At 59.9% G+C, this 17656-nt stretch carries 11 protein-coding genes; 10 read left to right on the top strand and 1 reads right to left on the bottom strand.

What is annotated here, in order from left to right:
• Positions 1-9: 9 nt before the first annotated feature.
• Both HF682_RS01020 and dnaB read left to right on the top strand, forming a co-directional pair.
• Positions 10-1728 carry a glycoside hydrolase family 9 protein gene (locus HF682_RS01020; RefSeq protein ID WP_168875401.1) on the top strand — a complete coding sequence of 573 codons (1719 nt, stop codon included), beginning with the start codon at positions 10-12 and terminating at the stop codon, positions 1726-1728.
• Positions 1725-3146 (top strand): replicative DNA helicase, encoded by a 1422-nt coding sequence (dnaB, locus tag HF682_RS01015; RefSeq protein WP_168875400.1) that lies wholly within the window; start codon positions 1725-1727, stop codon positions 3144-3146. The genes HF682_RS01020 and dnaB overlap by 4 nt, the downstream gene beginning before the upstream one ends.
• 29 nt (positions 3147-3175) lie before the next feature.
• Here dnaB and HF682_RS01010 read toward each other — a convergent pair whose 3' ends face one another.
• Positions 3176-5746 carry a DUF1631 family protein gene (locus HF682_RS01010; RefSeq protein ID WP_168875399.1) on the bottom strand — a complete coding sequence of 857 codons (2571 nt, stop codon included), beginning with the start codon at positions 5744-5746 and terminating at the stop codon, positions 3176-3178.
• A gap of 146 nt (positions 5747-5892) precedes the next feature.
• On the opposite strand from HF682_RS01010, the gene HF682_RS01005 reads away from it, so the two are divergent.
• From HF682_RS01005 to HF682_RS00970, 8 genes are all read left to right on the top strand, one after another.
• A complete protein-coding gene (locus HF682_RS01005; RefSeq protein ID WP_168875398.1) occupies positions 5893-6726 on the top strand; it encodes a class I SAM-dependent methyltransferase in 834 nt (277 codons plus the stop codon).
• A gap of 104 nt (positions 6727-6830) precedes the next feature.
• Positions 6831-8681, top strand: coding sequence for a M61 family metallopeptidase (locus tag HF682_RS01000; RefSeq protein ID WP_168875397.1), 1851 nt, complete (start codon positions 6831-6833; stop codon positions 8679-8681).
• 81 nt (positions 8682-8762) lie between these two features.
• Entirely contained in the window at positions 8763-11408 is a 2646-nt protein-coding gene (gene pepN / locus HF682_RS00995; RefSeq protein ID WP_168875396.1) for an aminopeptidase N, read from the top strand.
• A gap of 12 nt (positions 11409-11420) precedes the next feature.
• A complete protein-coding gene (locus HF682_RS00990; protein WP_168875395.1) occupies positions 11421-12863 on the top strand; it encodes a TldD/PmbA family protein in 1443 nt (480 codons plus the stop codon).
• The gene (locus HF682_RS00985) at positions 12863-14185 is read left to right on the top strand and encodes a TldD/PmbA family protein (RefSeq protein WP_168875394.1); all 1323 of its coding nucleotides are present in this window, start codon (positions 12863-12865) and stop codon (positions 14183-14185) included. The genes HF682_RS00990 and HF682_RS00985 overlap by 1 nt, the downstream gene beginning before the upstream one ends.
• 162 nt (positions 14186-14347) lie before the next feature.
• Positions 14348-15313 carry an agmatinase gene (speB, locus tag HF682_RS00980; protein WP_168875393.1) on the top strand — a complete coding sequence of 322 codons (966 nt, stop codon included), beginning with the start codon at positions 14348-14350 and terminating at the stop codon, positions 15311-15313.
• A 21-nt stretch (positions 15314-15334) separates the two neighbouring features.
• Complete coding sequence (locus HF682_RS00975) at positions 15335-16282, top strand: LysR family transcriptional regulator (protein ID WP_240947025.1); 948 nt, start codon at positions 15335-15337, stop codon at positions 16280-16282.
• A 207-nt stretch (positions 16283-16489) separates the two neighbouring features.
• Positions 16490-17641 carry an ABC transporter substrate-binding protein gene (locus HF682_RS00970; RefSeq protein ID WP_168875392.1) on the top strand — a complete coding sequence of 384 codons (1152 nt, stop codon included), beginning with the start codon at positions 16490-16492 and terminating at the stop codon, positions 17639-17641.
• The last annotated feature ends 15 nt before the right edge of the window (positions 17642-17656 follow it).

Raw genomic sequence — 17656 nt, 5'->3', positions numbered from 1 at the left:
GAGCATTTGATGCAGTGGCTGTTCAATCATGTGGGGTATCGGCCTGCTGCCGACAAGCAGGCCATTTTGCAAAGCCATACCGCCATGAGCGGCTTGCAAGCCGCGTTGCTGGATTGCCGGACGCAATCCACCGTGTGGCAAGGCAGCTTGCAGGCGGCTGAGCAGGTACCGGGCTGGCAGGGGCGGTTTTTTCATCGACTGGACTTCAGCGCCTGGGTTCAGCCCGGGCAGTATCAGCTCTGGCTGCTGGACAGCCATCCACCACTGGTGTCTGCCCCGTTTGAGATTCAGCCGGACCTGTTCGCTGGCCAGATGGTGTCGGACCTGCTGCATTACTTCAAATCGCAGCGCTGCAGCGGCATTTATGACCAGGCAGACCGGACCGCGCCCTTGCTGGATAGCCGTCAGCCCGTCGATGTGCATGGCGGCTGGTACGATGCCTCTGGTGACGTCTCCAAGTACCTGTCGCATCTCTCGTACGCGAACCACATGAACCCGCAGCAGACGCCCTTGCTGGTCTGGCAACTGGCGGATGCCAGCCTGCGCTTGCCCGCTACGACCTCATGGTTTGATGAGCGAGTGCAAGATGAGGCCTTGCACGGTGCAGATTTCCTCAGCCGCATGCAATTGCCGGACGGCGCATTTCTGATGACGGTGTTTGATCGCTGGAGCAAGGATCCATCACAGCGGGAATTGTGCGCCTATGCCACGCAGAAAGGGCATAAGTCTGCCGACTACCGTGCAGGTTTCCGCCAAGGCGCCGGGCTGGCCATTGCCGCGCTGGCGCGCGCCAGCTGCCTGGCACGGGATGGTGAATACTCGCGTGAAGATTACTACCGGCGAGCAGCCGCAGGCTATCAGCATTTGCGGGCACATAATCCAGGCTATCTGGATGATGGCCAGGAAAACCTGATTGATGACTACTGTGCGCTGCTGGCTGCTTGTGAGCTGGCTGCCGCTCGCCCACAGCAAGGCTGGCTGGAAGAGGCGGGTACATGGGTCGCCCGCATGGCGACTAAACAGGATGATGCCGGGTTCTGGTGGATGACCGAGCAGCATGAACGCAGTTACTTCCATGCCTCCGATGCAGGCCTGCCGTTGCTGGCATTGACCCGCTATCTGGAACTGGCCGGGGAGGGGGGGGCGGCAGCGTGTGCTCGCCAGCAGCTGCAGCGGGGCTGGCAGCAGCAGCTCAAGCTGGCTGCCCGTACACACAACCCGTTTGCCTACCCCAGGCATTGGGTGGTGCAGCCAGGCCAGCCGGGGCGGTCGTCCTTCTTCATTCCCCATCAGAATGAGAGCGGTTACTGGTGGCAAGGCGAGAATGCACGCCTGGCTTCCCTGGCCGCCGCTGCTCGCCTCGGTCTGCAGACCCCTGCCGCCCAGCTCACGGACTTACCACTCGCCCGATTGGCACAGCATTGCTGCGACTGGATCATGGGGGCCAACCCGTTTGATGTGTGCATGCTGCAAGGCTGGGGGCGGAATAATCCGCGCTACGAGCCGGGATACTGGAACGCCTGTGGTGGCGTTGCCAACGGCATTACCGCAGGGCTGGAGGATGAGGCTGACATCGACTTCCGCATCCCGGCGCAGACTGAAATGGGCCACTCATGGCGATGGACCGAGCAATGGCTGCCACATGGTAGCTGGCTGTTTCATGCCTTGGTACTGGACCTGTCCAATAGTGGTAAAATGCGAGGCCCTGTTGCAGACTTACTGGCATGAATAGCCCAATTCCCGCCCCTACTGGCCAAGCGGTTGACCCGCTGCTGGCCCAGCTGAAACTGCCCCCGCACTCCATGGAGGCAGAGCAGTCCGTGCTGGGCGGCCTGATGCTGGATGCTGAGGCCTGGATCAAGATTGCGGACGTGATCAGCGATGTGGATTTTTATCGCTTTGACCACCGACTGATTTTTGAGGCGATCGGCTGGCTGACCGAGCACAACAAGCCCGTCGATGTCATCACCGTGGCTGAGGTGCTGGATAACCGGGGCAAGCTGGAAGAGTCCGGCGGGCTGCCGTATCTGGGGCAACTGGTGCAAGCCACGCCCAGTGCTGCCAATATCCGCCGCTATGCAGAGATTGTGCGCGAGCGTGCCATCATGCGCCGCCTGGCTGCAGTGGGGACCGAAATTGCCGAGTCCGCCTACAATCCGGAAGGTCGTAACGCCGAGCAGCTGCTGGATTCAGCCGAGGCCAAAGTCTTTGAAATTGCTGAGGCTGGCGCCAAGGGCAAGAAGGGCTTTCTGGATACACCTACGCTGTTGACCCAGGTGGTGGAGCGCATCGACATGCTCTACCATCGCGATTCCGACAGCGATGTGACCGGCATCCCTACGGGCTTTGCCGATCTGGATGCCAAGACCTCTGGCCTGCAGCCGGGTGATCTGATCATTGTGGCAGGCCGCCCCTCGATGGGTAAGACCGCCTTCGCCATCAATATTGCTGAAAACGTGGCCGTGGAAACCAAAAAGCCGGTGGCGGTGTTCTCCATGGAAATGGGGGGCGCCCAGCTGGTGATGCGGATGATCGGTTCCATTGGTCGTCTGGACCAGCACAAGATGCGCACCGGCAAGCTCGATGATGACGATTGGCCCAAGCTCACCACAGCAGTAGGCAAGCTGCACGAAGCACCGGTGTTCATTGATGAAACCGGTGGCCTGTCTTCCATGGAAGTCCGCACCCGTGCGCGCCGCCTGATGCGACAAACGGGCCAGCTTGGCCTCATCGTGATCGACTATTTGCAGCTGATGGTGGGCTCCAGCAAGAGCGCCAGCGAGAACCGGGCCACGGAAATCTCTGAAATCTCGCGCTCGCTAAAAAGTCTGGCCAAGGAACTCAATGTACCGCTGATTGCCTTGTCGCAGCTGTCGCGAGCGGTAGAGCAGCGCCCCAATAAACGTCCGATGATGTCGGACTTGCGGGAATCCGGTGCCATTGAACAGGATGCGGACGTGATCCTGTTCATGTATCGCGACGAATACTACAACCCGGACTCACCCGACAAAGGCTGTGCCGAGGTGATCATCGGCAAGCAGCGTAACGGCCCGGTGGGGACCGTACGCCTGACCTGGATGGGGCAATACACCCGCTTTGAGAACTTTGCCTCGCCACACGGTGGTTTTGTAGACAGCGAGTACTGAGCCTGCAACGCCTCCGGGGCGTGACAGACTCAGGCCGCCAGCGGCGTGCGGTCCAGTTGGTCGGCGGAGTCCAGCAGGCTTTCAATGGCCCGCTCAAAGATCGGACGATCTTCCAGGAAGCGCGCGCGACCTGACTTCAGCAAGCGAATGAACAGACGCACGCTGATAATGGACGGCGCTTCGCTATGCTGCATCTGCAACACCATCCGGGGTACGGTGGGGTCGCTCCAGCTCAGCAGGGCCAGTGTCGGATTGCCATCCAGGTTGACCTCGACGGCAACGCCGCTACGCAGCTGTGCATATGCCCCCAGCTCTTCCTGCTCGACTTCGGCGTTGGAGAAATCCGCATCAGACAGCCCGGCCTCATCTGCCAGCTCGTCTTCAAACAACTGATCAATCAGGTTCAGCTGGGTTTCCAGCTCGCTCATGGCCTCCTCAAGCAGTTTGCGGTCCGGTGTCACCGAACGATCCGACGTAATGACCTGCAAGGGTTCGCCTTGCTCGATAAAGTGCTGGAACCGCTGCTGGAAGAAGCTGAGTGGCGGGCACATATTGGCAGGCACCGCACTGCGCAAGGCCAGTTTGTGGCTGTCAAACAGCCAGGCCATCAGCTGTTCCAGGTCCGCCTTGCTGCTTTTGCTGAGCAACATGCCATCCCGCAGGGTTCCAATCAGCTTGGGCAACATGGCAGTGAGCGCTGCTCGGTCAGACTCTGTGACCTTGGGCACGATGCTCCAGATCAGCTGCGGTATGGCCTCGCGGAAGCGACGGGCGCGGGTCGCATCCGTACGGCCAGCCACTTCAATGGCCCGCGCCCAGTGATTCAGCAGGAACTCTTGCAGATACTGGTCAATGGTAACGCCTTGCAAGGCCTCACCAATCATGGCGGTGATGCGGGCAAACTGCAGGGTACGGCTCTCGGCCTGAGCAACCGCGGCCAAGGCCGAGTCCACTTGCGGCTCATTGCTGCGTAATTCACGGGCGATGAAGGCATCCAGTTCGTCCAGCATGGTGCCAAACAAGGCACTGCCTTCAATATCGCTACTGAGCAACGTCTCGACAATATGGCAGATCTCGCCTGCCACCCGCTCCCCTGTCGGGTCAATCTGCTGCAGCCCCAGCGAGATACTGCCAATCCGGTTGACCAGCATGCGGGCCGGGTGGCTCTTCTGGGTGAGTAAGGTGGGGTCCATCAAGGCCACCTTCAGCACCAGGAACTGCAAGCGTCCCAGCTGTGCCCGCACTTCGGCCGGGACATTCTGGTCACGCAGGATGAACTCAAACAGCATGGCCACAATGTCGATGGTCATCTGCTCGTTTTCTTCTTCCACCTGATCACTCAGGGTTTCCCGGTGCTCCAGGATCAGGTTGCGCAGTTGCCCCTGATCATCATGCATGTCGACTGTTTGCGGTGTAGCAGTCCGCATCAGGCTGTCGATCGAGTGCGTCAGTACACTATTGCTGCTGGGCTGGAAGCTGCGTACAGGTTCACCGGAGCCGGCTTCTTCCATCGCAGGCGCCCCTGAGAACAGCTGACGCAATACCTGGCCGGCTTTGCGAGGGCCTTCCAGCCAGCTACGCCAACCAGACCTGGGCGCGCTGTCTGTGGGAGAGGCTGAGGCGGGACCCGCTGACATGCCCGCACCAGGAACCCCTCCCGCGTGCTGACTGGCACTTTGCCAATGATCCTGCATGCTGCCCAAGGCGGAAGTACCGGCTTGCTGGGGCTGACGAACCAGCTGCAGCAGGCGGTCTTCCACCCGTCCGGCAGGGGCGGCGGGGTGGCTGGTCGAAGCTGCAGCAGCATGCCATGCCGGAGCAGGCGCACTTGCACCGTACTCCGGATAGCGTGGCATCCCCATCATGTCTGCTTCCACTGGCGGGGTTTCTGCCGTGGGCTCTACCGGTAATTCAGGGGCCGCTGGCATCGGGGCGGGGGAAGCCGGGGCTTGCCGTACGATGCGCAGGCTCAACTCGGCGGCAATGCCGTGTTGGGCCAGCAGGCCATTGACGGCAGCGTAGATCTGGCTGACGCGCTTGACCAGCTCATTGGCCAGCGCTTCGGTGAGAACGTTCTCAATCTCCTTGGAGAGATCCAGCCCTTCAGCGGCACTGCTCAGGCACTTGGCCAGCAGGTAGGGGCGGAACGGGTTTTCCCGTTCACTGATGGTTTCCTGTTCAAACAGCAAGGCCATGCGGATGTTCAAGTCCCGCAATTGCTCGTCGGCCTCATCCCGCAGGCGTTTGGTGACACCATCGACCCACATTTCGTCGTCAATGACGTCGGTACTCACCAGCGACAGCGTGGTTTTCTTGCTGACCTGCTCCGCAAACGAGGGGCGGAAGGTGCTGTATGCGGTCTGAAAGCTTCGGTTCAGCAAGGGCTGCAAGGCCGCCGACAGCTGCTGGCGGATCTGCACTGAGCGGGTCATCAGTACCGTGCGTGCGTCAAAGTACAGGCCCTGCTGTTGCATCGAGCCGGCATGTTCTGCTCGTTCAAACAGTCTTGCCATGCTTTCATTGAGCAGCTCGTCGAGTATGGCGGTATAGCCTCTGACAAACTCGGTGCGCGTTGCTGCCAGTAAATCGTTTCGATCCATATACAGCCAAGCCGATTCAGGAAGTGAACAGGGGGACGGAATACTCAGTTGTATATTGTAGACGTGGATAGGCAACTGTGGTGTCAGGCTGATAAAATTTAACAATCTTTTAATGCGCCAGGCCGCTATGTGCCTGCAGCCGAGCCATGAGCATCCCTGATATTCGTCCCGAGCAATCCATTGAGCTCCTGAAAGCGCTGCACATCCTGACACGGGATGGCAAACTCAATCAGGATAGTCGACGTAAACTCAAGCAGGTTTATCACCTGTTTCAATTCATTGAACCGCTGCTGCTGGAGGCGGAGGGGCAGGGCAAGCCGATCTCCCTGGTCGACCATGGGGCTGGCAAGTCCTATCTGGGCTTCATTCTTTACGATCTGTTCTTCAAGTCCCGCAGCCAGCCGGGCCATATCTACGGCATCGAGACCCGGCAAGAGCTGGTAACCCGCTCGGAAGAGCTCGCCGCGCGTTGCGGCTTTGGGGGCATGTCTTTCCTCAACCTGTCGGTGGCCGATTCGATCCATTCCACGCAGCTGCCTGAACAGGTCAGCGTGGTCACCGCCTTGCATGCCTGCAATACGGCAACCGACGATGCCATCCGCTTTGCCTTGGGCAAGCAGGCGCAATCCATTGTGCTGGTACCTTGCTGTCAGGCTGAAGTAGCCAGTGTGCTACGACAAGGCAAGGGGGCGGCGATCCGCCGCGACGCGCTGGCCGAAATCTGGCGTCACGCCTTGCATACCCGTGAGTTCGGTAGTCACCTGACCAATGTGTTGCGCTGCCTGCAACTGGAAGCGCATGGTTACCAGGTTACAGTGACCGAGCTGGTGGGATGGGAGCACTCCATGAAGAACGAGTTGATCATCGCGCGGCAGGGCAATCATTCGCCCGGTCGTGCCATTGCCCGTCTCAATGAGATCCTTGATACGTTCGGTCTCGAAGACTTGCGGGAACGCTTTTTTGTTCCAGACGTCCATTAACCGATCTACCTGAACCGATGACCGGGCGTCTGACTGGATTGGTCCGCAAGTGCATGGGTTCAGCGTGGTAAAATCCCGCTTTGCCTGCACGAGGCCCGACCTGCATGACGTCTCCCGTTGCCATCCATTACCGGATCAGCCTTGCCGATCCCCACGCCCATTTGCTCGAAGTTTGCCTGACGGTCGATCACCCCGATCCCGCCGGGCAAGCCTTTACCTTGCCGGCCTGGATTCCAGGCTCCTACCTGATCCGTGAGTTTGCCCGGAACATTGTCACCATTCGCGCTGAATGCGAGGGGGAGTCAGTCCGGCTGCTCAAGCTGGACAAGGCACGCTGGCAAGCAGAGCCGGTCCGTGGTGTGCTGCAACTGTACTATCAGGTGTATGCGTTTGACTTGTCGGTGCGGGGTGCCTATTTCGACCAGGAACGGGCTTTTTTCAATGCCACCAGTACCTGCCTTGCCGTGGTGGGGCAGGAACAGCAGCCGGTCGAGGTAGAACTGGTCCCGCCATCAGGTACTGCCTATCAGCATTGGCAGGTCGCGACCACCTTGCCGCGCCCAGCAGGCGGCGCAACACGCTGGGCCTTCGGCCATTATCAAGCGCCTGATTATGATGCGCTGATCGATCATCCGGTTGAATGCGGTACGCTGGAAATCTGCGCGTTTGATGTTCTGGGCATCCCGCACTGGCTGGCCATCAGCGGCCGTCATCATGGTCACTTGCCTCGGCTGGTGGCCGATACCACACGCATCTGCCAGTCGCAGATCGAGCTGTTCGGGCAGCCCGGAAGCAAGATGGGGGCACCCTTCAGTGAGTATCTGTTCCTGCTCTATGTGGGCGGCGGCTATGGCGGGCTGGAGCATCGCAGCTCCACTGCCCTGATTGCGGATCGAAATGACTTGCCACGCCCGGATGAGCCCGCCGAACCTGGCAGCGGTTACACCCAGCTGCTGGGGCTGATCAGCCATGAGTATTTTCACAGCTGGAACGTCAAGCAGCTTAAGCCAGCGGCTTACGCGCCGTACCCGCTGGAGCGTGAAGCCTATTCCCGTCTGCTGTGGGCCTTTGAGGGCATTACCAGCTACTACGATGACCTGATGCTGGTGCGCAGCGGTGTGACGCGGGAAAGCCAGTATCTGGAAACACTGGCGCAAAACCTCACCAGTGTCCTGCGCACGCCCGGCTGCCAGGTACAGACACTGGAAGATGCCAGTTTTGATACCTGGATCAAGTATTACCGGCAGGATGAAAATTCACCGAATGCGCTGGCCAGCTACTATGTCAAAGGCGCTTTGGTGGGGTGGCTGCTGGACATGACCCTGCGCGCGCAGCATGACTGCTCGCTGGATGACATCATGCGTACCCTGTGGCAACGCTATGGTGCGCGCTTTGCCGAGACAGGCGTCGGGATTGCCGAAGACGAGTGGGAGCGGGTGGCCAGCGAAGTGGCCGGGGTCGACCTCACGGCCTTTTTTGATACGTATTTGCGGCAACCCAGTCAGCTGCTGGAACCGCTGCAGGCGGTGTTGCCGCTGCTGGGCTTGTCCCTGCAGTGCCGTATGCCGCAGAACCTGGCAGACAAAGGGGGCAAGTGGCTGGCCGAGCCGCCTGCGCCGCGCAATCAGCTGGGGGCCCGTACGGCGACAGATCCGTTGGGTCTGAAGCTCAGCAGCGTCTTGAGTGGAGGCGCCGCCGAGCTCGCCGGGCTGGCGGGGGGCGATGTGATCATCGCGCTGGATGGCTTTAAGGTCAGTCAAGGTAATCTGGAAACCTTGCTGGACCGCTTGCCACTGGGTGCCGAGACCGTGGTACATGCATTCCGCCGCGATGAGCTTAAGACCTTGCCCATCCGCCTGCAAACCAGTCAACCAGACACAGCGGCCCTGCAAGTGATGGCAGAGGCCAGCGATAGTTGTCACGCCCGCCGGAAGGCTTGGTTGCAGCAAAACTGAACAATAAGCGCGTCCGGCACAGTCGTGCCGGACCAAACGATGATGGAGCAGCGATCCTGCTCCCTGTATTGAGGATGAACTGTGCGCACTGAAACCCCGCAAACCATTTATCTCAAGGACTACCTGCCGTCCCCCTACATCATTGACCGTATCGATCTGAAGTTCGAACTGCGGGAAGTGGACACCGAGGTGGAAGCCCGCATGGTGATCACCCGCAACCCGGCCTCTGCGGAAGTGAATGCCCCACTGGTGCTGGTGGGGGATGCGCTGGAACTGGTATCGGTCAAGATTGATGGAGAAACCCTGGCAGCCGACCGCTATACCGTGTCACCGACCGAACTGGTGATTCGCGACCTGCCGGACAGTTGTTTCTGCGATGTGGTGACCCGCATTCAGCCGCAGACCAATACAACCCTGTCTGGGCTGTACAAATCCAACGACAATTTCTACACCCAGTGTGAAGCGGAAGGCTTCCGCCGCATCATGTATTACCTGGACCGCCCGGACGTGATGACCCGTTTCTCGACCACCATTGTGGCCGACAAGCAAAAGTACCCGGTGCTGCTGTCGAATGGCAACAAGGTGGGCGAGGGCGACTCCGGCAAGGGGCGCCACTGGGTGAAGTGGGTCGACCCATTCCGCAAGCCGGCCTATCTGTTTGCGCTGGTGGCCGGCAAGCTGGTGGTGCTGGAAGACCATTTCCGCACCCGCTCCGGGCGTGAGGTATTGCTGCAGATCTGGGTGGAGCACGGCAATCTGGACAAGTGCCATCACGCCATGGCGTCGGTCAAGCGTGCGATGAAGTGGGATGAAGACCGCTTCGGGCTGGAGTACGACCTCGACATCTATATGATCGTGGCGGTGAGCGACTTCACCATGGGGGCGATGGAAAACAAGGGCCTCAACATCTTCAATACCAAGTACGTGCTGGCGCGCCCGGAAACGGCGACTGACTGGGACTTTGGCGCGATTGAGGCGGTGATTGGCCACGAATACTTCCACAACTGGACCGGCAACCGGGTGACCTGCCGCGACTGGTTCCAGCTCAGCCTGAAAGAAGGCCTGACGGTATTCCGTGATCAGGAATTCTCCATGGACCTGGGCTCCCGTGCCGTGGAACGCATTGACCAGGTCAAGACACTGCGCAGCGCCCAGTTCCCGGAAGATGCAGGTCCGATGGCCCATCCGATCCGGCCGACCAGCTATATCGAAATCAATAACTTCTACACCGTTACCATCTACGAAAAAGGCGCGGAAGTCATCCGCATGCAGCATACCTTGCTGGGCGAGGCGGGTTTCCGCAAGGGGATGGACCTGTACTTCCGCCGCCACGATGGCCAGGCTGTGACCACCGAAGATTTTGTCGCTGCCATGGCGGATGCCAATGGTGCCGATCTGGAACAGTTCAAGCGCTGGTACGATCAAGCGGGCACGCCGGTATTGCGTGCCAGCGGTCAGTATGATGCCGAACAACACTGCTACCGCCTGACCCTGGCCCAGTCCTGCCCGGCCACACCGGGGCAGCCAGAGAAACTGCCATTCCACATTCCGGTCAAGATGGGCCTGCTGGGCATTGAAGGTCAAACCCTGCCATTGCGCTTGCGCGGCGAGGCGGAGGCCATCCAGGGCAGCCGGGTGCTGTCACTGACAGACGCTGAGCAGACCTTCGAGTTTGTGGACATTCCGTGCCAACCGGTGCCTTCCCTGCTGCAGGGTTTCTCCGCACCGGTCAAGCTGGAGATGGCCTATACGGATGCTGAGTTGGCCTTCTTGCTGGCGCATGACAGTGATGAGTTCAACCGCTGGGATGCGGGGCAGAAACTGGCCGAACGGGTGCTGCTGGCACTGGTAGCCGATGCGCAGGCCGGCCGCCCCCTGCAGTTGCCGGAACACTTCACCTCGGCCATGCGTCAGGTGCTGAACAATGAGCAACTGGACCCGGCGCTGGCTGCCCAGGCGCTGAGCTTGCCGACCGAAGGTTGGCTGGCCGAGGTGATGGAGGTGGCTGATCCTGACACGATTCATCAGGCTCGCCAGTTTGTCCGCCGCAAGCTGGCGCAAGCACTGTCCGCCGACTGGCTGCGCCATTACCAGCGTTTGACGCAAGGTGCCTATGTGTGGACGGGTGATGCCTCTGCCAAGCGCGCCTTGCGCAATGTCTGCTTGTCTTATCTGTGCGCCGGTGAACAGGAGCAGGAATTGCAGCGTGCGCACGAACAGTTCATGCAAGCAGACAATATGACTGATCAGCAGGCCGCACTGGCTGTGCTGGCCAATGTGGCGCATCCGCTGCGGGAACATGCGCTGAGCCACTTTGCTGACCAGTGGCAGGATGAGGCGCTGGTGATGGATAAATGGTTGCAGATGCAAGCCACCAGTTGCCTGCCGGGTACGCTGGAGCATGTGAAACAGCTGACCCAACATCGTTGCTTTACACTGACCAATCCGAACAAGGTCTACGCGCTGATTCGCAGCTTTGCCAGTGCCAACCCGCTGCATTTCCATGCTGCCGACGGTTCGGGTTATCACTGGGTGGCGGATCAGGTGTTGGCACTGGATGGGATTAACCCGCAGGTGGCTTCCCGCGTGGTGTCTGCCTTTAACCGCTGGAAGAAATACGATACTGCCCGACAAGGCCTGATGAAGGCGGAGTTGCAGCGCATTCTGGCTAAAGAAGGTTTGTCGCCGGATGTGTTTGAAATCGCCAGCAAGGCCCTGCAGGCCTGATCAGGGATAACCATGGCCGATACGCTGAAGACGCTGTTTGAAGCCCTGCCCACCGAGGGTTTCTTTTGCAGCTTGCGTCATGTGCGGGCGCATCGCGAGACCCTGACCGTACGCCGTGGCGTGCCGCAACCGGTGACCCTGACCGAGGATGTCGGGGTGATGCTGAGTGTGGTCGCCCAAGGCGGACACGGCTATGCGGCCACCAGTGATGTCAGCCTAGCTGGTTTGCAGCGTGCACTGGAGCGGGCATTGCAATGGGCTGCCTTGCACGCCCGTCATGCGGCCTACGAGGTGAGCCAGTATCCCTTGATGCACCCGGTAGGGGAGTACTGCGGTCCGGGGGCGAATCAGGCACTGGACTGGCATCGCGGTGAACTGTTTGCCCGTTTGCAGCAGGAGGCCGATGCCTGCCGCATCGACCCGCGGATTGTTGAGTGGTCGGTCACCCTGGGTCGGGTGGATGAGGAGCATCGCTATCTGACCAATGGTGGTGGCGATACCCTCCAGCGCTTCCGCTACCTGATGCCGGGTATCGTGATCACCGCTTTTGCCGATGGTGAGACGCAATCCCGCAGTTTTGGTGGACAATACAACGGCTATTGTCAGCAAGGCGGTCTGGGCATGCTGCAGGCCGCGGGATTCTGGGGCGCGGGATCGAAGGTGGCGGATGAGGCGCTGCAATTGTTGCAGGCCCCCAACTGCCCCAGCGAGCGGATGGACCTGCTGCTGATGCCCGAGCAGATGATGCTGCAGATCCACGAGTCCATCGGTCATCCGCTGGAGTTGGACCGCATCCTGGGTGATGAACGCAATATGGCCGGTACCAGCTTTGTCACGCCGGACATGTTTGGGCATTATCAGTACGGTTCGTCCTTGCTGAATGTCACCTACGACCCGTCGATCCGCGAAGAGTTTGCCAGCTATGGCTGGGACGACGAAGGCCACGCCAGCGAAAAGGTTTGGCTGATCAAGGATGGCATCCTGCAGCGCCCGCTTGGCAGTCCTCTCTCGCAACAGCGCGCCGGCCTGACCGGGGTGGCCAATGCCCGCGCCAGTGGCTGGCATCGTGCACCGATTGACCGTATGGCCAACCTCAATATCGAGCCAGGTACGCAGTCGCTGGCCGAGCTGGTGGCGGGTATCGAGCATGGGGTGTTGATGGATACCAACGTGTCCTGGTCGATTGACGATTCGCGCAACAAATTCCAGTTTGGCTGCGAGTGGGGACAGTTGATTGAAAATGGCGAGCTGAAGGGTGTGGTTAAAAATCCTAACTATCGGGGTATCTCCGCCAACTTCTGGCGCTCACTCTCAGCGGTTGGTGATGTCCACACCCGCAAGGTGATGGGCACGCCTTATTGTGGTAAGGGGGAGCCCAATCAGGTGATCCGGGTCGGGCATGCGTCGCCCGCCTGCGTATTCCGGAATATTGAGGTATTTGGAGGGGCTGCCTGATGCAAGCCTGGTTTGAGCAACTCGCGGATGCCGTCAGTAGCCAGCTGCAAGGAGGCGAAGGCTTTACCTTGTGGTTTTCCGGTGAGCGGTCGGACTTTGTCCGCTTCAATCATGGCCAGATCCGTCAGGCGGGTCAGGTGTTTCAGCTGTATCTCACCCTGCAGCTGATTCAGGGCCAAAAGCAGGCCGCGCACAGCTTCAGCATGCAAGGCGAGCTGGCTCATGATCGTGAGGTGCTGCTGGCGGGTTTGCACACCTTGCGAGGCCTGCTGCCGCAACTGCAGGATGACCCGCACCTGATGCTGGCGGATACCCGGCAGGACAGTTGCCGCATCGAGCCATCCCGCCTGCCGGACGCTACGCAGATCGCGGCGGATATTGCTGTCACTGCAGCAGGGACCGACCTGGTTGGCATTCTGGCAGTGGGGCCGGTGTATTACGCCTTTGCCAATCATCTGGGACAGCGCAACTGGCAGGAAACCACCAGCTTCAACTTTGACTGGAGTCTGCACGCCTGCGGGGACAAAGCCGTCAAACGCGGCCAGGCAGGTTTTGAATGGGATGCGGCTGCCTTTGCAGCAGACTTGCACGCAGCAGGGCAACAGCTCATTTTGCTGTCGCGCCCTGCGCGCACCTTGCAGCCAGGCGCCTATCGCGCTTATCTGGCCCCGGCCGCAGTGGGCGAGCTGTTCACCCTGTTCAACTGGGAGGCCTTGTCTGCCCAGTCCATTCACAGCAAGCGCAGCGCACTCCTGAAACTGGTGGAAGGCGAACGGCAATTTTCGCCCTTGGTGAGTCTGAGCGAAAACACCGCTGCCGGGCTGGCCCCTGATTTTCAGGGTGAAGGCTTCCGCAAACCCAAGCGCCTGTGCCTGATCGAGCACGGGCAGTTCGTGCATGCGCTGGTCAGCCCGCGCAGCGCCCGTGAGTTTGGCCTTGCCAGCAATGGGGCGGATGGCAGTGAGTCCGCCAATTCTTTTGATATGGCTGCGGGCCAGCTGGCACAGCAGGATGTCTTGCGCCAGCTGGATACCGGCTTATATCTTAACAATCTGTGGTACCTCAACTATTCCGACCGCAGCCACTGCCGCATCACCGGCATGACCCGATTTGCCTGTTTCTGGGTGGAGCAGGGCGAGCTGGTAGCACCGCTCAATGTGATGCGATTTGACGACAGCCTGTACCGGATGCTGGGCGATCAACTGGAGGCATTGACCATCGAGCGCGAGTGGCTGGTGGACCCGATGAGCTATGACAGCCGGTCATCGAGCAGCATGCGGCTGCCGGGGGCCTTGCTATCCTCGCTGCAGCTGGTGCTATAAGTGCGGTATGGGCGTGGACAGCGCCCATCCTTTGCGGCACACTGCGCCGCACACCCGCGAGGGTGGGCAGCCTCAACCCGTCGGCTGCGCAAAGATGGACGGCAATCGTCGGGCTTCCCGGCGTATTCTGCGTGGCTGCGTTCGTAGCCCGAGGAGTGCAACATGACTGAACCCATTCTGGGTGATGGCGCCATCCGCCGCCCTGGCCTCCATGGCTCCAGCATTGAAAATACCTACGCTGGCGTGCTCAGCTTCATGCGCCGCCGCTATACCCGTGACCTCACCGGTGCGGATGTGGTGATTTCCGGCGTGCCGCTGGATCTGGCCACCACCTTCCGCCCCGGTGCGCGTCTGGGACCGGCTGCCGTGCGGGCTGCCAGTGTGCAGCTGTCCGAGCTCAAGCCCTTCCCGTGGGGCTTTGACCCCTTCGACGATCTGGCAGTGATTGATTATGGCGATTGCTGGTTTGATGCCCACAACCCGCTAACCATCACCCCCAGCATTGTCGAGCATGCCCGCACCATTCTGGCCAGCGGTGCCAAGATGCTGACTTTCGGCGGCGACCACTACATCACCTATCCGCTGTTGAAAGCCCATGCCGAAAAGTTTGGCGCGCCACTGAGCCTGATTCACTTTGACGCCCACTGTGACACTTGGGCCGACGATTCGCCGGATTCACTCAACCACGGCACCATGTTCTACAAGGCAATCCAGGACGGGCTGATTGATCCGAAAACGTCAGTGCAGGTGGGTATCCGTACCTGGAACGATGATTTCATGGGCATGAATGTGCTGGATGCACCGTGGGTTCACGCCAACGGAGCCGAAGCGACCCTGCAGCGCATCCTGCAAATCGTTGGTAATCGACCGACCTACCTGACGTTTGACATCGACTGTCTGGACCCGGCGTTTGCGCCGGGCACCGGCACCCCGGTACCCGGGGGCCTGAGCTCCGCTCAGGCGCTGCACATCGTCCGCGGCATGCAACCCGTCAATCTGGTGGGGATGGACGTGGTGGAAGTCTCGCCGCCGTTTGACCAGAGTGAACTGACGGCAATTGCCGCCGCCCACATTGCGGCTGACCTGCTGTGCGTGCTGCGCAACCAGAAGCTCGCCGAGAAAAAGTAAATACGCCAACCCTTGGCGGGCATGCCTGCACTGATCTACAGTGTGGGCATGCCGATCTCGCTGAAGAACATCCGCTATTTCATCGCTGTGGCCGAGGCTGAATCCATCACCGGGGCCACGCAATCCCTCAACATCTCCCAGTCGGTGGTGACCGAGGCTATCAAAGCCCTGGAAAGTGATCTGGGGGCTGCCCTGTTTCATCGGCACGCCCGTGGCATGGTGTTGACCCATGCCGGGCATCAGTTCCTGCGGCACGCCCATCAGATCATGGCCAGTGTGCGCAATGCCCAGCAGGCGCTGTCGGCACGGCCAGACACCATGAATGGTCAGCTCAATATTGGCGTCACCAGTCTGGTGTCCGGCTACTACCTGCCTTATCTTCTGGACCGATTCCGGCGAGTCTTCCCCATGGTGGAGGTGCAGATTATCGAGGATAGGCGTGACTACATTGAGCACTTGCTGGTCAATGGCGAACTCGATGTGGCGGTGCTGCTGGTATCGCAGCTGGAAAACCGGCAGGCGCTGGAGACTGAGACCTTGCTCAGTTCGCGCTGGCGCTTGTGGCTACCAGTCAACCATGCACTGACCGAAGTAGGGAGCGTCTCTATTCATGAGCTGGCAGATGAGCCCTTGATCATGCTGAAGCTGGACGAGCTGGAATCCACCAGTAATGCTTTTTGGCAAGCTGCCGGGGTTCGGCCTCGTCCACAGATGCGTACCGAATCGGTCGAAGCGGTACGTAGTCTGGTCGCCACCGGGGCCGGGGTCGCCATCCTGCCGGACCTGCTGTACCGGCCCTGGTCACTGGAAGGGGACCGGCTAGAGGCAAGGGCCATCATGGAAGATTTGCCGATTCTGGAGCTGGGCATCGCCTGGCGGCGAGGCTCCATGCAGCATGAGGCTGCCGAGCACTTTCAGATTGTGGCTCGTGAATTCGGACGTTCCCATATCCGCGTCAGTCATGCATGAACTGCCATCGGTTTTTCAGATAGGTCGTATCTGAATTACGTTCTGGTCGCGGCCTGAGCATGCTCCTACAATCCTGAGCAGACCTGTTCATCCAATGACTTATCTTCAAGTCATTGATGAAAAAGGGGTTAATCGTCCACGCTCGGTGGCGGCAATACCCGCGCCACCCGTGGCAGAACAATAATCAGGCACTCCGGAGATCAGAGCATGACACACGTAACCATGGTTCGCTTAGGCGTGTTTTCCCTGCTGGGATTATCACTTGGCAGTTATGCCGCCCCCGCTGCGGTGGGCGCCGGGGAAGGACGCCTAGACATCATTGCCTGGCCAGGCTATATCGAGCGCGGCGAAACCGACAAGAAGTATGACTGGGTCACCGGCTTTGAGAAGGCCTCGGGCTGCAAGGTCAATGTCAAGACCGCAGCCACCTCTGACGAGATGGTTTCACTAATGAGCCAGGGCGGTTACGATCTGGTGACCGCTTCAGGCGATGCCAGCCTGCGCCTGGTGGCAGGTAAAAAAGTGCAGGAAGTGAACATCGCCCTGATTCCCTCGTGGAAAACGGTGGATGAGCGCCTGCGTGATGCCCCCTGGCATGTGGTGCAAGGCAAGCACTATGGCGTACCCTACCAATGGGGGCCGAACGTGCTGATGTACAACACCAATGTTTTCAAGAGCCCGCCGCAATCGTGGGCGGTGGTGTTTGAGCCGCAAAAACTGCCGGATGGCAAGCCGAACAAGGGCCGCGTACAAGCCTATGATGGCGCCATCTATATTGCGGATGCCGCCCTGTATCTGATGAAGAAAAACCCGGCGCTCGGCATCAAGGACCCGTACGAGTTGAACGAAGCCCAGTATGCAGCGGTGCTGGCCTTGCTGCGTCAGCAAAAGGGATTAACCCATCGTTACTGGCACGATGTCACCGTGCAGATGAACGACTTCAAGAAGGAAGGCGTGGTGGCATCCAGTGCCTGGCCCTATCAGGTCAATGCGCTGAAGGGTGAGAAGCAGCCGATTGCCTCTGCCTTCCCGGCGGAAGGCACCACTGGTTGGGCGGATACCACCATGATGCATGCAGAAGCCAAGCACCCCAACTGCGCCTACAAGTGGATGGAGTGGTCGCTGAACAGCAAGCTGCAGTCTTCGCTGGCCGAATGGTTTGGCTCTGTGCCGGCCGTACCCGCCGCCTGCAAGGAGAAGGCACCGGGAGGCAGCAACTTCTGTGGCGACAATGGCTTTGACCGCATGACCCGCATCCACTTCTGGAAAACGCCGCAAGCCAAGTGCAGCACGCAGGGCACCTGCGTTCCATATAGCCGCTGGACGCAAGACTACATCGCCATCATGGGCGGCCGCTGAGCCCCCATCCACCTC

The organism is Leeia aquatica (genome assembly GCF_012641365.1).
Classification (GTDB): Bacteria; Pseudomonadota; Gammaproteobacteria; order Burkholderiales; family Leeiaceae; genus Leeia; species Leeia aquatica.
This window is presented reverse-complemented; position numbering and strand designations above follow the sequence as displayed.

Excerpts from the sequence above, each read along its gene's own strand:
- HF682_RS01020 (WP_168875401.1), top strand. The coding sequence starts at position 10 with ATGCAGTGGCTGTTCAATCATGTGGGGTATCGGCCTGCTGCCGACAAG.
- dnaB (WP_168875400.1), top strand. The coding sequence starts at position 1,725 with ATGAATAGCCCAATTCCCGCCCCTACTGGCCAAGCGGTTGACCCGCTG.
- HF682_RS01010 (WP_168875399.1), bottom strand. The coding sequence starts at position 5,746 with ATGGATCGAAACGATTTACTGGCAGCAACGCGCACCGAGTTTGTCAGA.
- HF682_RS01005 (WP_168875398.1), top strand. The coding sequence starts at position 5,893 with ATGAGCATCCCTGATATTCGTCCCGAGCAATCCATTGAGCTCCTGAAA.
- HF682_RS01000 (WP_168875397.1), top strand. The coding sequence starts at position 6,831 with ATGACGTCTCCCGTTGCCATCCATTACCGGATCAGCCTTGCCGATCCC.
- HF682_RS00990 (WP_168875395.1), top strand. The coding sequence starts at position 11,421 with ATGGCCGATACGCTGAAGACGCTGTTTGAAGCCCTGCCCACCGAGGGT.
- HF682_RS00985 (WP_168875394.1), top strand. The coding sequence starts at position 12,863 with ATGCAAGCCTGGTTTGAGCAACTCGCGGATGCCGTCAGTAGCCAGCTG.
- speB (WP_168875393.1), top strand. The coding sequence starts at position 14,348 with ATGACTGAACCCATTCTGGGTGATGGCGCCATCCGCCGCCCTGGCCTC.
- HF682_RS00975 (WP_240947025.1), top strand. The coding sequence starts at position 15,335 with ATGCCTGCACTGATCTACAGTGTGGGCATGCCGATCTCGCTGAAGAAC.
- HF682_RS00970 (WP_168875392.1), top strand. The coding sequence starts at position 16,490 with ATGACACACGTAACCATGGTTCGCTTAGGCGTGTTTTCCCTGCTGGGA.